This is a genomic window from Exiguobacterium acetylicum DSM 20416 (genome assembly GCF_000702605.1).
GTDB lineage: Bacteria > Bacillota > Bacilli > Exiguobacteriales > Exiguobacteriaceae > Exiguobacterium_A > Exiguobacterium_A acetylicum.
The window spans coordinates 1,412,093-1,427,777 of the sequence record NZ_JNIR01000001.1; the positions used below are offsets into that span (position 1 = coordinate 1,412,093).

The window sequence follows — 15,685 nt, forward strand, 5'->3', positions numbered from 1 at the left end:
TCATTGTACAGAAAGAATCCGTGAAAGTCATCCTTTATCAAATATTTTCTTTAAAGCGTCAAAGCATAACCGCATACGCGTGTTGAATAAGCATCAAAAAAGAGAAGATCGTATACTTTTACGACCTTCTCTTCCTTCCAATTTTATTATAGAGTGCCTCCATACATTCGGAGAAACTCTGGTAATACTTTGACTGTCACTGGTGTATGAATCGCTTTTTCACCATCTGTATCAATGACTTTTGCATCTTTCGTTTTCAACTGAAAACCGCTTGTCAGGATATGCGTAAAGGAAGGATCATTGGCAAGACCGATTTTTTGAAGGATCACATCACGAATAGTCGTCAAGTTTACTTCATCGACGATGACTAAATCAAGTTTCCCATCGTTATATGCTCCATCTGACAAGTTTGTTTCGATTCCACCGAGCGATTCTCCATTTGCCGCAAGGATTAGTACCGCTTCGCCTGTCATATGACGACCTTCGTCTAAGATTAATTCATATTCAAATGGTTTTGCTTCTAGACTCGAACGAATCGTCGATAGATAATAACCCATCTTACCAAGACGTGCTTTTTCTTCCGTATCGATTCCAATTGATGCTTCTGCGACAAGACCAACGCCAAGGAAATTCAAGAAATAGCTATCTTCGACTTGTCCGAGATCAACTTGAACGACATGTTGCATCGCAATCGCTTCCGCGGCAAGGCGCGGCGCCATCGGCAACCCGAGTGTTCGTGCGAAATCATTACAAGTACCTCCAGGAATGATCCCAAGAATTGGTCGCTCGTCTAGTTTTGCGACGCCGTTGATTGTTTCAAAGACCGTTCCATCTCCACCAATGACGACGACGGCATCAAACGAAGATGATTCTTCCGCAAAATGCATCGCATCGCCGGCTTGTTTCGTATTTTTAATGACGATTTCATCGAACAATGTACTTAACGGTTCGATGACTTCTCCAAGTAATCCCATACCATTCGTGCCCGCTGTTGGATTACTGATCAGTAATAGCTTCATTGAATGATGCCTTCTTTCTTCAGATAATCACGAGCGACTTCATTCGCTGTTTTCCCACCATATGCGACCGCTTCATTCATTTTGGACATCTCTTCATCAGAAATTTTACCTGATAATTGTTCGAGTGCCTGTTTTACTTCTGGATATTCTTCAATCGTCTCTTGACGCAGAAGAGGAGCCCCTTCGTACGGCGGGAATAATTGCTGGTCGTCTTTTAGGACCACCATGTCGTATTTCGCGATTTCTGGATCCGTTGAGTAAGCATCAATGACATCGATTTCACCTGATTCGATTGCTTTATAGCGCAACTTCGGTTCCATCGTAACGACTTCTTTGAAATTGACGTCATATTTTTCTTGAATGCCTTTATACCCATCTTGGCGATCCTTGAATTCTAACGTGAAGCCGGCTGTTAACTGATTCGCGACCTGTTTCAAGTCAGAAATCGTCTTCAGATCATATCGTTCAGCTAATTTCTTCGGAACGGCTACAGCATAAGTGTTGTTATAGTTCATAGGTGGTAGCAAGGCTAATTCTTGTTTTTCAAGACCGGCTTTCGCTTGTTCATACACTTCTTTTGCATCGTTTGACTTCGGTTTTTCATTCGTCAAACTAGCAAGTACCGTTCCCGTAAATTCAGGATACGCGTCGATATCACCTGACTCGAGTGCCTTGTAGACGAATGTCGTCTTACCAAAGTTTGGTTTAACTTGAACTGTCAAATCTGTTTCATCTTCAATGACGATTTTATACATATTCATCAGGATTTCAGGTTCTACACCTAATTTTCCAGCAACGACGAGATCCGGTCGTTCACTGCGACCAAAGGCAAAAGGTGCGGCGACAATTGCGACCATCAATACGACTGCTGTTACGAGACGGGCTGTTTGTCGTTTACGAGTCGCGACTTCCGTTTGACGTAATAAGCCATCAAATAGAAGGGCGAGTAGTGCTGCTGGAATCGCACCAAGCAACAGTAGATAGTTATCGTTACGGTCGATTCCAAGGAGAATGATGGAGCCTAATCCTCCAGCACCAATCAAGGCCGCAATCGTTGCTGTACCAATGATCAGTACCATCGCGGTCCGAATCCCTGCCATCATGACAGGTAAGGCTAGCGGGAGTTCGACTTTCCAAAGGCTTTGCATCGGAGTCATCCCACATGCGCGTGCCGCTTCCTTAATCGAGGGATCGACTTCGGCAAGCCCTGTATAAGTGTTTCGAACGATTGGTAATAAAGAATACAAGACAAGTGCAATGATCGACGGTACTGTACCAATCCCGACAAGCGGTATCATCAAACCAAGTAATGCGAGTGATGGAATCGTTTGGATGACTGAGGTCACACCAATCGACCACTCACTCAGACGTTTGTTACGTGATAAGTAAATCCCAAGCGGAATAGCGATAACACATGCAATGAGCAAGGAGATGACAGATAATTGGATATGTTCGATCAACGCTTGAAGCAGTTCGCTTTTTCGGTCCTGATACGTCTCAAGCAATCCGTTCATTCGATATTCCCCCTGACTTGACGCATGAATTCTTGAACGAACGGGTCGTTACTTGCTAGTACCTCTTCCTTCGTACCGATGAAAGCGATCTCTCCAGCGTTCATCAGACAGATGCGACTGCCTAGTTTCAACGCTTCGTTCATATCGTGCGTGACGAACAAAATTGTTTTACCAAGCTCTTCGTTTAGATGCAACAAATCATTTTGTAATTGTTCACGTGAAATGGGATCAAGAGCAGAAAATGGTTCATCCATCAAGATGACGTCTTGTTCTGCTGCGAGTGCCCGCATAACCCCGACCCGTTGTTGTTGTCCCCCAGAGAGTTCGCTTGGATATTTTTTCTTAAGTGAGGTGTTCAACCCAGTTAACCGAAATAATTCATCGACTCGTTGTACTACTTTCTCTTTATCCCACTTTAATAACTCAGGTACGACGCTAACATTTTCCTCAATCGTCATGTGTGGAAAAAGGGCAATCTGTTGTAAGACATAGCCAATTCGCCGACGCAGTTCATGTTCATTGATCGACATGATCGGTTCACCATCAATCCAAATTTGCCCTTCCGTATGATCAATCAATCGATTGACCATTTTCATCGTTGTAGTTTTACCGCATCCTGAAGGACCAATCAAACAAAAAATCTCGCCTTGTTCAACTGTAAAATTCACATGTTGCACTGCCTTTGTTCCGTCTGCATACGTTTTGCCGACATCCTTGAATTCAATCACGAACCATCCCTCGTTTCCCGGTTTATTATCTTTGTAAAATTTCCCTTTCTTGGACATTCCAAAACCTATTCCATCCACTCTTTTCCCTGTTTTCTGAATCCATTATCGAACAGGCAAGTTTTTAATTCTTTATCAAAACAAAAAAGACGATGGAAACTATCCACCGCCTAATCGTATACTTCTCTTATTCGAACGTCACCGTGACTTGACGGCGACCCCATTCTAAGGCTTCTTGTTTTGAACCGACAAGAAGATCCATGATTTTTCCGCGAATCGCACCACCTGTATCGAGCGCAATCGCATCGCCGAAACCTTCTACATGTACCTTAGTTCCAAGCGGTACGACCGATGGATCGACAGCAACAATGCGACGTCCTTCGTATGTAATCGTGTTTGTGACGTCATAACCTGATGCCGTTAAGGCACGACCATTATACAAGCGGCTTCCATTGTTTTCTGGATTCGTCGTATACGCTGTCGTCTCAAATGTTTCCGTACGCTTTGTGGAACGGTCAGCGTTTGCTTGTGTTCGACTTTGTTTCTTTACCTGTTGTGCTTCCTTTTTGGCTTCTTGCGCTGCTTTTGCTTTTTGCTCTGCTTCTGCTTTTTGCTTAGCCAAGGCTTTTAGACGCGCTTGCTTTTTCGCCTCTGCTTGTTCACGCTTCTCTTGAGCAGCTTGACGTTTCATCTCTAATGGATTTTGTACGATTGTTTTCTCCGTACCGATCCCGATTTGTGCTGCCGACGCTTCATGATGCGGCAAAAGAATAAATATGAATCCCGCTAAACATAGGGATAAAAGGAATGATGTTCGTTTCATGTTGATGCCAACCTTTCTCGCCGTTTTACGACCCGCACAACGTATCACGGTGACAAATAGTTTGAAAAGCGAACACTATGAATTGAAATATATCTGTCAAAAAGTAACGAAATGGTTACACGCTTACAAAAAACGCTCTCAATTGTTGTGTATCAACGTTTTTATATTTTGTAACCGTTCTGTTACGAATTAGTTCTTGTTACTCTTTTGTAATAAATGTATCTTTTCGATGTTTTCAGTTATTTTATCCAATTCTTCAAAGAATATAAGAATATAGGATTTTATTATTATTCAGATCGCTGAATGAACATAAAAAACACACCAATTATGTGGTGTGCTGAGTTTGCAAACAAGATGGTCCTGCGGAACCAGTTGTTCCAATATGATGGTGATCTCTCTTACCTATCATTGAAAGTCTTCCTCCTTCTTCGTTTCTACTTTTTTATACCGAAAGAAAGAGGCGAGAAGCGTTTTGTTCAATCGAAATCGCTTCCTAGGGAAAAACAAGCAGGAGCGACCCTGCAACGAAGTGAAGCGGCGCGATGCTTGTCCCAGGAAAACGATTCGAGATGAACAAAAAAACGCAATCTTTCTCGTTAAGAGAAAAATTACGCTTTGTCTTAAGTCTGAGCAAACCAATTATTTGGTGTGCTTTCATGTATTATTTTGTTTTACGTTCTAACAATTCGATCTCTGACTTTAATAAGACTTGTTTTTCAAACTCTAAGCCGAGTGACTCAAAGTTTTTCGTGTGGGATACATCACCGACGACCGTATTTGTCAATACAGCCGTTACTTCCGCAACCCAACCTTCTTTTGTTTTCACCATATCGCCAACGATATAATCGAATAACTCTTCTGTTTCTTCCATTTGACTCATCTCCTGACACGTTCAATTACAGTTAATCATATAAAATAACGACCGAAAAAGCTAGTCACGCGTCAATTGAGCTAAGAACTGGCGCAAGATTTTAGCGGTTAATCCCCAAATCAGATAATCCCCGTGCTCATAAAAATGCTCCGTGACCGTATACGTACGATCCAGATATGCTTCTCGATTCGCCATTCGTTCGGTCGGCACTTCCTTGCCAGGGCGAATCCGCCACTCCATATCTCCTTTAATCGGCTTCGAAGTCATCAATTCCGTTAATGACACGAGAAACACATGATCGACTTCTGCTGGTGAAGGATTAAAGTCCGTCGCATGGAGAATGCCAAGATACGGGTAAATGATCGACCGGTTCGGTGTCACGAGTGGTTCAAGTGTTCCAATCACTTCGATCTCAGAAGCATTGACATTTAATTCTTCGACCGTTTCGCGAACAGCTGCTGCTTTCGGTAATTCACCCGCATCGATCCGACCACCCGGAAAAGCGATTTCACCTGGTTGCGAACGTAGTGTTTTGGCTCTCACTTGAAATAACAGGTACACTTCGCCATTCTGCTCGACTAACGGAACGAGTACGGCTGCCGCATGACGAGGTAAACGTTCTTCAGAATCTACGTATTGCTTTCGGATATCGGCTAAGTTCACCTGTTTCATCGCCCTTCTTGTGCAACGTGATGGTACGCCTCTTCCAGATGGCGCATACGGACGATGAGATCCGCATTCTTAGCAATCCGGTCCGATAAAATCGATCCTGCTACCGTCTTGTAATAGGCGTTTAACGCATGTCTTTTTGTTAAATGCGCTTCATTCTGCCGGATATATTCCTTAAAATTCGCAATCAATCGTTCTGTCGTAAAAAGTTGTTCGTTCACAAGTTTCATCCTTTCACACGTCCAGCGTGTCATCAATAGTTTAATGGTACCGAGTTTTGGCTAAGATGTAAATTAAGGGGGGTTATCCGTGAATAAAAAATTAGATGTCCTCATTATCGGTGCCGGACCAACCGGTTTAACACTCGCACTCGCACTCTCGCGCTATGGATTATCCTTTCGCATCGTCGAACGTGCAAGCGGACCATCCGTCGTCTCAAAAGCAATCGGGATTCAAGCGCGTTCTCTAGAGTTGTTCGCAAGGCTTGGTGTCGCAGAAGACTTGATGGAGAATGCGATTAAAATCAATCAAGGAAACCTCTATGTCAATGGTGCATGGCAGGCAAAACTTGATTTTACTGATTTGAATACACCCTTTCCGTTCGTCACGCTGTTACCTCAAAGTGAGACAGAACGGATTCTTGAAGCGCAACTCGCCACTTACGGTCATGCAGTGGAACGAGAGACGGAATTGACGGGGTTTGCTCAATTCCCGACTTTTGTTACTGCTTCCTTACAACATAAAGGGGAAACAGAGACGGTCGATGCTTCCTTCATCATCGGAGCAGATGGTGCGAACAGTTTCGTTCGTCGTGAGCTCGGGCTTCCATTCAGCGGGAAGTCGTTTAAAGAATCGTGGGCGCTGGCTGACATCGAGGTCGACTGGCCGCTCTCTTCAGAAGAGGTTCATATCTTCTTCTCTGATCATGGCGTCATCGAGTCGTTTCCTCTCCAGTCGAACTTGTTCCGTATTACTGGTAATCTAACGAGCGGACCTGTTCCGACCGACCATAAAGCGATTGATGATTTTTTACAAAATCGAGCCAAAGTACCGTTTGAGCTAAAAAAAGTCCATTGGTATTCGATGTTCCGTGTCCATAACCGGATTATCGAGAAATTTGGTCACCATCGGATTTATTTGATTGGGGATGCCGCACACATCAATTCACCCGTCGGTGGTCAAGGAATGAACACCGGAATTGCTGATGCGATGAACCTCGCTTGGAAACTATGGTGTGTCCATCAGTTCAAGGCGAGTTTTCCGTTACTTGATTCTTACAGCGTCGAACGTCGAGAAGCGGCACAAGGTATCTTACGATCAACAAACCTTGCGACGGAACTCTTGCAAATCAACATTCCCTTTTTATTACCCTTGCAGGAAAAAGTAATTCGGAATAGTCTCAAAATCGCACCCTTACATCATTTCGTGACAAACCGGATTGCTCAGCTCAACAGCCACTACCCAGCGAGTTCGACCTTCGTCACACAAGGACACTTTAGTCCATTGACACCAAAACCAGGTGAACCGATGCCTTACAGTGAAGTCGTCCACCCGCGGACGAAAAAGAACGAACTATTGTTACGTCGTGCCGATCGGAATTTCTTATTGCTGCTGTTCTTACCAAAAAACGCAACCGATGATCTTCTTGAGCCATTCAAGGAACTCGCCTATACCTATCCCGATCTATTTGAGACGGTACCGATCCATCAATCCCTTAAAGAGGATGGTGTCGTCGATCAAGGCGGTGAACTTGCACGACGCTTTGGCATCAAGCAATCCGGATTATATTTGATTCGCCCTGACGGTTATATCGCGTATCGCCAACAAGGTTTGAAAAGTAAATCATTCGCCCGGTATGTTGAACGTTTACTTTATGCGCGTTAACTCGGTATGATAGTAGGTGAGGTGAAGGTAAAGATGGATATACAGCTAGTTCGAACGGTTTTAATCATTCTTTTAGTCATTGCATTTCTCGTCATCGTCAGCAGACGAACTAAGGAAAATCTTCGATGGTCACTGATCGGGGAAGCATTTGGTGAAAAAGGAGAAGATTTATTAAAGGATGCTGCTCGACTTGAAGCAGCTGACTTAGACATTCGAGTCGAACGCGGCGTCAAGACTTCGTTTTTATTCCGGCGTTTCAGTAAAGACTTGGATGATCGCGTAGCGGTGTATGTCTTGAAAGAAGACTTGGATCAAGCTGAAGACATTCTTGCTTCTCGACCAAGACGATGAATTCAAACGAAAAGGCAGTGAAGCGAGCGCTTCACTGCCTTTGTTCATTCCTGCTGCTGTGCAAGATAAAATGCAACTTGTTTTCGTTCTTGCTCTAGAACAGGGGAGGATTTTTTTGAGACGATGAACGCCCGCACATCCTTGAAGCTATGCCCCGTCGGGAATTTAATTCGTTCTGTTCGCATCTGTGGTGCATTCGGAAAAAGTGTGATGCCATGAATCGGAATGATGATCCCTTGTTCTTTTAGCGTTTTTCGAACCGCTTGAACGATTTTTTTCGACTGATTGATTGGATGAGGTTCAAACACTTTTCTTCCATGCTCAGAATCCATGATATGACAAGATTCCTCCGTCATCCATTCTACGACCGCATCGTTTTGTAACACGAGGAACAATCCTTTTGGACCAATCAGTGCAAAAGGAATGACAATCGTGTCAGAAAGACGAATCCGATCAAACAACATCCAATCAAAACGACAAACATGACGGATTTCATTACAGAGTGCATCCGTTTCACTCGTCGTCGTACTCACTTGTTTATTTGCAAAAAAACGACGGCGCGGTGGTTCAGGAACAGAAGCAGTCATGACTTGTAACATGGTTCATCATCCTTTGTAGTATGTATTATTAGTTATCTTAACACCGTTTTCGTTCAGATGACGATTCTTTCAAAAAGAAGGAAATAAAAAAGACACTTCTGATTTGACAGAAATGTCTTTTTTGATGCGTCAATCTTGGTGCGGACGTCCGAAAACGGCCTTCTCTAGATTCGAAATACGACGTAACATGTCATAGTTCGATGAACTTGATACTTGTGGCTCCGCTTGTTCGACGCGGCGTTCTTCACGTTTTACCGGTTGTGCTGGTGCTTGTTTTAACGCCTCGTTCTCTTTCTTCAGACGTTCGATCTCACGTTCGAATCCTTCATAATCTTTAATGATTTGATCCAAGTATCCATCGACATCCTCGATGACATAGCCACGGAGGCCGGTTTTGAATTCCTTTTTGTAAATATCGTCCGCTGTCAACAATGGCTTATACATCCTCTTCACTCCCACTGATCATTGTATTGTAATTCTTGTTCGAGCCAAGATAAATCATCTTGTGTAATTAAAAACAACTGATAATCGGATTGTTCCATTTCTATTCTAGCACGCTCTACTAAAAATTTCGCCGATCCTCCATGTTCTTCATCAAAAACCGACAATAATCCTTGGCTTTTTTGAATCATGAACTCGGTTTTATTGCGTAACTGCGATGGATCCGTATACGGTTTCTGACTGATTGCTTCGACGAAGTCCGCTTGTTCAAGAATGGAGAGGTACTGCGCTTGAACTGGCTCTTTCCAGCGTGCTTCCTGTTCCAAGAACGGCAAAAGAATACCGAGACGAATATGTGGATACTCTTCCTTTAATTCAAGCACGACCTCGCATGCCCAGATTTCGCAACCCGGTGAGGCATTCGTGATAAACCACTCTGTACCTCGATCCTCAATCAAGCGAATCATCCGCTCTCGATATGCTGCCTTTAAGACCCGGATACCAGGATGTTTTTGATCAAAGATACCTAGTTCATTGGGTTTGTAACCTGTGATGGCGATAACTTTCACGCGTCACACTTCCTTTTTAACCGACGTCCTCGATGATCTAGCTCTGCCAAGATTCGTTCTTTTTTAGTAATCAACCAATGATGTCGCTCGACGTGTTGTCGTGCTCGTTCCGTATAATCATAAGCAAGCACTGGATCTTTTGCAATGTGCTCTGCCCACTTCGCAAGTTCGACATACCCTAAATAACTGTTGCTCTTCAAGAAACAATCTCGAGCTAGTTCATAGTTCTTCATTTTTTTATGCAAATAACCTTGGCGCAACCATCCTTCTGCGGATAGTTCTTTGACTTGTTGAAAATGAGCGTGTGATCCTTCATGAATTCCGAGATCTGCCAGCCAAATCGCGATGTTTTCTTGAATCGGAGAAGGTGCCTCCGCTCGATGTGTGACGAGTCGGTTGCATGCATCATAGAGTCCGACAAGCGTCAAACAATCATCCAGATGATGTTGCAAGACCCCTGTCATGATATCCGGATGCTGGTGTTCGACGTACTGGAAGTAATGCATGGGTGCCAAAAATCCAGGTAAATCCCCTTCCCGTTCGAATCCGATCCGCTCTTCCATCGCTGTCAACCGATAGGAATCATACATTCCTTTAAAGATCCGTCGCGCAACATGAAGTAAATCAAGATGACCGACTTTCGGCAAACGAGGAACACGTTCCCGAACGAAGACATGACGTGTCTTGATTTGCGGCCAATCAAAGCTTTTCCCGTTATAGGTCACAAATCGGACATCATCTCCGATATCATGCAGGAAGTGATGGTAAAAGGCAGCTTCAAAGTGCGGATGCGGTAAGAAATATTGCCGCATCAGCAATCCACCCTGCTCAAAGCGCGCGAACCCGAGTAAAAAGATCGTCGTTCCGGTTCCTCGTAATCCTGTCGTTTCCGTATCAAAGAAAATGACTTGCTCAAGTGGAACATCCAGCGCAAGTGGCGGATGAGGAAGCTGTAAGGACTCATACACTTCAGCAAAACTTCGATCTCCATGCCGATCTGTTAATGCATATCGCTTGTCGATCCTGACGATCCACTCTTCTTCGAACGTCAAGATATCGGCTCCACGATCAATCCAGGCTTGCTGTTCGTCAGTCCATCCGCTTGGTGTCTTCGGCGTCTCCACTCCATGTGCGGAAGACACTTGATCCTCCGGTGCGGCGTCTGATGTAGATTTCAGCATTCGTCTAAGACGATTTTTCATGATAGTTCCTTCTCCATTTCTGCTAACAACTGAATCGTTCGTTCTTTCTCGTCTGATACGCCGACCATACCGATACAAGCAGGACAACCGTCCTGACAAGGGCATGTGACGATTGAATCACGGGCGGCACGCAACATGACACCGCGTTGCTTATAAATCGACTGGGCGAGTCCAACACCACCCGGGTAACGGTCATACAGATAGACGGTCGGCTGTTGTGTGTGAGTCGCCTTGACTTGCGGCACGACGAAGACATCACTGGCATCACACATCAAATAAAGTGGTGCAACACGCCGTAGACTATTCGCGACCCCTTCTAACACTTGTTCGAGCTCCGTCGAAGAACGTGCATGATCAGGTAAAGTGAACCAGACACCTGTTGTGTGAATTTCTCGTTCCGGTAAGTGAATCGGACCCGACCCGATGTTCTCATGCGTACCGAATTTAATCTTCTTGAACATCGTCGCCATCCCCCGGACACTGACATCGCCGCGCGCAACACTGTACGCTCCCTCTGCATACTGTTCATCTTCTTCGAGCACAGAAAGGTCGACTGAAAAATTAGCATCCGTATAATAATCGACGTCCACGGCACGGACGAACGCTTTTTTCTCTTCAAAATCCAAATGCTCAACTTGGTATTGATCGGCTCCGTGAAGATAAATGGCCTCGTCATGTAACAACGTCATCGCACTAAACGTATCCATTTCACCGATGACTCGATTCGGTACCTCGGTCTGATCGACGATGATGACGTTCTCTTGATCACTCGACCGAAGCGATATTCCATGAGCCGGAAACGCATCGTTCATCCAATAAAACCGATCGCCGCGTTCGTGCAGGACACGCTCTTCGACTAAGTATTCGAGGATATCTTCCGTCTCGAGTGTTCCAAATGATTCTCCTTTCGTAAAAGGCAGTTCAAACGCTGCACATTTGACGTGATCGACGGCAATGATCAGATTATCCGGATCCAGTCGGGCCGCTTCTGGGGATTGATTCAAGAACAACTCAGGTCGTTCTGCGACATATTGATCGAGCATACCGGAAGAAGCGACGAGAATGATTAACGCATCATCTTGACGGCGCCCTGCGCGCCCTGCTTGTTGCCATAGCGAAGCAATCGTTCCCGGATAACCATTCATGATACAGACTTGCAGTTGACCGATGTCGACACCCAGTTCGAGAGCGTTCGTCGAGACGATACCGGTGATCTCTCCTTGACGTAACCGTCGTTCGATATCGCGACGTTCACTTGGCAAATAACCGCCCCGGTATCCTTCGATCGATCGAGGACCAAGCTCATGCGGATAAATGCTACGTAGATACGTCAGTAAGACTTCAACGCGGACGCGGGAGCGCGCAAAGACGATCGTTTGGAACTTTTTCTTGATGAAGCGCATCGCCAGTTGTTTTGTCTCAAGCGTCGCTGAACGCCGAATGCCGAGTTGTGCGTTGACAATCGGTGGTTGATAGACGAGAAAATGTTTGCGACCAGTCGGCGCACCGTTCTCATCAATCAAACCAACTGTCTTTTCCGTCAGTCGTTCTGCCAGTTCCTTTGGATTGGCAATTGTCGCACTCGTCATGATGAAGACGGGATCACTGCCATAATACCGACAAATCCGTCGTAAGCGCCGAATGACATTCGCGACATGACTGCCGAAGACACCCCGGTACGTGTGAAGCTCATCGATGACAATGTATTTCAAGTTCTCAAATAGTTCGATCCATTTGGTGTGGTGTGGCAAAATCCCGGAATGCAACATGTCTGGATTCGTAATGACGATGTTTCCTGCTTTTCGCACTTTTGTCCGAATCGTGGGAGATGTGTCGCCATCATAAGTAAAACAACGGATTGGCGCTTCTAATTGATCAATCAGTTCCAGTAACTCACTATTTTGATCTTGTGCGAGAGCTTTTGTCGGGTAAAGATACAACGCTCGCGCGTTCGGATGCTCTAGCAAATGTGATAAGACCGGTAAATTAAAACAATAGGTCTTTCCTGAAGCGGTCGGCGTGACGATGACCGTCGACTCTCCCGCTTGTACACGTTCATACGCTAGCCCTTGATGACGGTATAACTGGTTTATTCCACGTGTACGTAGCGCTTGCCGCAAACGTTCCGGTAGTTGTTCTGGAAAATCGACGTAGCGTCCAGCTGTCGCTTCCATCGTTTTCATATACGTAATCCGCTCCATGAACGAGCGGTCCTGTTTCAGTTCTTCGAGAAATGCAACGAGCGTTTGTTTCGCTTGCATACCTTCACTTCCTTCCACTTCTCATTATACAAAAAAAGAGGCAAGACCAAAGAACGATCTACTCGTCTTTGGTCTTGTCTGCTTTACAGGTGATGATCTTTCATTACTCTTCAGAGTCATCTCCACTATCATTCGAATTATTGTTGTTATTTCGTTCCGTCGAACCATTCGAATTGTTTTGCGCGTTTGCGCCATCATTTGAATTCGGTTCATCTGTTGCTGGTTCGTCCGTCGTCGGTTCGTCTGTTACCGGCTCATCCGTCGTCGGTTCGTCCGTTGTCGGTTCGTCCGTTGCCGGTTCGTCCGTTGTCGGCTCATCCGTCGTTGGTTCGTCCGTCGTCGGTTCGTCCGTCGTTGGCTCATCCGTCGCTGGTTCGTCCGTCGTTGGCTCATCCGTCGCTGGTTCATCCGTCGCTGGTTCGTCCGTTGTCGGTTCTTCTGCTTCAGGATCCGTGACCGTGACCGTTGTCGAGACCGGACCTGATTCTTCTCCAGAAGCTTTTGCTACGACTTGGAACGTCGATCGTCCTGGCTTCAATCCATTGATGGCGATTCGATTCGTCGTACTCGTACCAATCGTTGATGTTTCGCCGTCAGCATCTGTCATCGTCACTTCGAACGATACATCATCATAGCCATTGGCACGAAGCGCAGCATCATTATAGTTCCAAGTCAGTTCACCGCTCTTTGTGTCTTCATCGTAAGATGCTTGTAATCCAGTCGGAGCGGGTACTGTCTTTTTTTCAACGACAGGTTCCTTCGTCCCTTTCACGTACAATTCATTTCCGATACTAAGGACAGAACTTGGTTGTTCGAATGGTGCGGGTGTACGATCGCGCGTTTTTGTAATGAAATCTTTCCAGATTTGCTGTGCCATCGTACTGTTATACGGACCACTGAGTCCAGATCCGTTGTTATTTCCAGATTTCGTCGTTCCTGTCCAAACACTGATTGAGACATCAGACGTATATCCTGCAAACCAAACATCTTTATAGGCATTCGTCGTTCCGGTCTTACCGGCTGCATCAAATGACAATCCAGCACTTGGGAACGTACCGCCTGGTTTTAAGACATCACGAAGCATGTCCGTCAACATATAAGCTGTATAGTCTTCCATCGCTTTTTTCGATTTGATTGGTGATTTGATTTTCGATCCATCACTGTACTCAATCGATTTGATGACGTGTGGTTTGATATAATCGCCACCATTACCAAGTGTGGCATAAGCTCCTGCCATCTGAGTCGTATTGAAACCGTGTTTCATCCCACCAATCGCATACGCAGGCGAAATCGACTCATCGTCTTTCATTTTCAAGCCAGATTTTTCAGCGAACGCCTCAACTGAATCACCACCAATTTCTTGATACGTTTGGATGGCCGGTGTGTTTGCTGAGATTTTCAACCAGTGGCGAATTGTGTTCGTGCCACGGTATCCATCATAATAGTTTCCAATCTCTTTTCCGTTGACTTCTGTTGGTTTATCCGTTAATTGTTTCGCAGTCGACCACTTATCATTTTCGATTGCTGGTCCGTAAGCGAAGAATGGTTTTGCAGACGATCCCGGTTGATGCGGTTCATTCGCAAAGTTTCGTCGCGCCGTTCCTTTACCTGGATTTTTACCATCCACGACCGCAAGGATTTCTCCTGATTGCGTATTGACTGCTGTCGCAGCCGTTTCAGCGTATTCCGGTAATTGGACGATTTGGTCTTTCTTAATGGCTTCATTCATATAGTCGTGCATCGGTTTATCAATCGATGTATAGATCTTTAACCCTTGACCATAGATATCTTTACCTTCAAGACCAAAATCATCTTCTAACTCTTTAGACACCATGTCGAAGATGACACTATCGTAGGACTCATCCTTCGTTGACTTCGGTGCCGGATTGATTAATTTCGAAATCGGTTGTTTGACCGCTTTATCCCGTTGTGCTTCTGTAATGACGCCTGTCGTTTGCATCGCATTGAGAACTTGCGTCTGACGCCATTTCGTTAGCTTTGGATCTCCTTTGATTGGATCGTAAGCTGTCGGACGTTGCGGGAGTCCTGCAAGCATCGCGGCTTCCGCATAATTCAACTTATCAACAGACTTGTTGAAGTAAGCCTTTGAAGCCGTCTGGATTCCAAACGAGTTTTGACCATAATAGTTTTTGTTCAAGTACATCTCTAAAATTTGATCTTTTGTATAGTCCTGCTCTAAACGAATCGCGAGCCATTGCTCCTGCACTTTCCGCGTAATCGTCTTATCAAAGCTGAGGAACGACTGTTTGACGACCTGTTGCGTGATCGTCGAAGCCCCTTCTGATCCGAATCCATCTGTCACGTTCGCGATGATGGCTCCGCCCAGACGACGGAAATCGATTCCGTTGTGCTGATAGAAACGACGGTCCTCAATCGATATGAATGCGTCTTTAACGACTTCCGGTACTTCATCGATTGATACGTATTCTCGACTCGTTCCGCCTTTCGTAATCTCTTCCTTGTTGCTCGCATAGATTTTCAATGGCAAAGCATCTCGAAGTTCTGTCTCATCGAGCTCAGGTGCCGTAGCAATCGCGTAAGCGGCAAATCCGCCTCCGACCAACATCATGACGATGAATAGTCCAGTAGCAATCAGCAATAACTTTTTCCAAAGTGGTCCTTTTCCACCGGAACCTCCACCTGACTTTTTCTTTTGGGGACGTTTCGTCCGTTTCATCTTTTTCTCAGATGACTTCGTCTCTTCACGACGTGCGACACGACTTCTTTCCATATGCT

The 15,685-nt window shown here is 45.2% G+C and carries 15 protein-coding genes; 2 read left to right on the forward strand and 13 right to left on the reverse strand.

The genetic code is table 11. The features are described from left to right. Window positions 1-146 precede the first annotated feature (146 nt). From P401_RS0107720 to yvfG, 7 genes are all read right to left on the reverse strand, one after another. A complete protein-coding gene (locus P401_RS0107720) occupies window positions 147-1,019 on the reverse strand; it encodes a diacylglycerol/lipid kinase family protein (protein ID WP_029341973.1) in 873 nt (290 codons plus the stop codon). Then, on the reverse strand, window positions 1,016-2,533 hold the full coding sequence (locus tag P401_RS0107725; RefSeq protein WP_029341974.1) for an ABC transporter permease/substrate-binding protein: 1,518 nt from the start codon (window positions 2,531-2,533) through the stop codon (window positions 1,016-1,018). Before P401_RS0107725 ends, P401_RS0107720 begins: the two co-directional genes overlap by 4 nt. Then, entirely contained in the window at window positions 2,530-3,261 is a 732-nt protein-coding gene (locus P401_RS0107730; RefSeq protein WP_029341975.1) for an ABC transporter ATP-binding protein, read from the reverse strand. Before P401_RS0107730 ends, P401_RS0107725 begins: the two co-directional genes overlap by 4 nt. A gap of 184 nt (window positions 3,262-3,445) precedes the next feature. Then, the gene (locus tag P401_RS18300; protein ID WP_029341976.1) at window positions 3,446-4,081 is read right to left on the reverse strand and encodes a 3D domain-containing protein; all 636 of its coding nucleotides are present in this window, start codon (window positions 4,079-4,081) and stop codon (window positions 3,446-3,448) included. A gap of 661 nt (window positions 4,082-4,742) precedes the next feature. Then, on the reverse strand, window positions 4,743-4,952 hold the full coding sequence (locus tag P401_RS0107745; protein ID WP_029341978.1) for a hypothetical protein: 210 nt from the start codon (window positions 4,950-4,952) through the stop codon (window positions 4,743-4,745). A gap of 60 nt (window positions 4,953-5,012) precedes the next feature. Continuing rightward, a complete protein-coding gene (locus P401_RS0107750) occupies window positions 5,013-5,624 on the reverse strand; it encodes an NUDIX hydrolase (RefSeq protein WP_029341979.1) in 612 nt (203 codons plus the stop codon). After that, entirely contained in the window at window positions 5,621-5,842 is a 222-nt protein-coding gene (gene yvfG, locus P401_RS0107755) for a protein YvfG (RefSeq protein WP_029341980.1), read from the reverse strand. The genes P401_RS0107750 and yvfG overlap by 4 nt, the downstream gene beginning before the upstream one ends. Window positions 5,843-5,930: 88 nt before the next feature. Here yvfG and P401_RS0107760 point away from each other — a divergent pair, with 88 nt between their 5' ends. Both P401_RS0107760 and P401_RS0107765 read left to right on the forward strand, forming a co-directional pair. Continuing rightward, a complete protein-coding gene (locus tag P401_RS0107760) occupies window positions 5,931-7,505 on the forward strand; it encodes an FAD-dependent monooxygenase (RefSeq protein WP_029341981.1) in 1,575 nt (524 codons plus the stop codon). 33 nt (window positions 7,506-7,538) lie between these two features. Further along, complete coding sequence (locus tag P401_RS0107765) at window positions 7,539-7,856, forward strand: hypothetical protein (protein WP_029341982.1); 318 nt, start codon at window positions 7,539-7,541, stop codon at window positions 7,854-7,856. A 44-nt stretch (window positions 7,857-7,900) separates the two neighbouring features. On the opposite strand, the gene P401_RS0107770 is transcribed toward P401_RS0107765, so the two are convergent. The 6 genes from P401_RS0107770 to P401_RS0107795 form a co-directional block, all read right to left on the reverse strand. Beyond that, a complete protein-coding gene (locus P401_RS0107770) occupies window positions 7,901-8,455 on the reverse strand; it encodes a nuclease-related domain-containing protein (protein WP_029341983.1) in 555 nt (184 codons plus the stop codon). 129 nt (window positions 8,456-8,584) lie between these two features. Further along, on the reverse strand, window positions 8,585-8,899 hold the full coding sequence (gene gpsB / locus P401_RS0107775) for a cell division regulator GpsB (protein ID WP_023468607.1): 315 nt from the start codon (window positions 8,897-8,899) through the stop codon (window positions 8,585-8,587). 5 nt (window positions 8,900-8,904) lie between these two features. After that, entirely contained in the window at window positions 8,905-9,465 is a 561-nt protein-coding gene (locus P401_RS0107780; protein ID WP_029341984.1) for an SLOG family protein, read from the reverse strand. Next, a complete protein-coding gene (locus P401_RS0107785) occupies window positions 9,462-10,667 on the reverse strand; it encodes a ribonuclease H-like domain-containing protein (protein ID WP_029341985.1) in 1,206 nt (401 codons plus the stop codon). The genes P401_RS0107780 and P401_RS0107785 overlap by 4 nt, the downstream gene beginning before the upstream one ends. Continuing rightward, window positions 10,664-12,928, reverse strand: a complete 2,265-nt coding sequence (locus tag P401_RS0107790) for a DEAD/DEAH box helicase (RefSeq protein ID WP_029341986.1) — start codon at window positions 12,926-12,928, stop codon at window positions 10,664-10,666. The genes P401_RS0107785 and P401_RS0107790 overlap by 4 nt, the downstream gene beginning before the upstream one ends. A 103-nt stretch (window positions 12,929-13,031) precedes the next feature. After that, window positions 13,032-15,680 carry a PBP1A family penicillin-binding protein gene (locus tag P401_RS0107795; RefSeq protein WP_029341987.1) on the reverse strand — a complete coding sequence of 883 codons (2,649 nt, stop codon included), beginning with the start codon at window positions 15,678-15,680 and terminating at the stop codon, window positions 13,032-13,034. Window positions 15,681-15,685 lie beyond the last annotated feature (5 nt).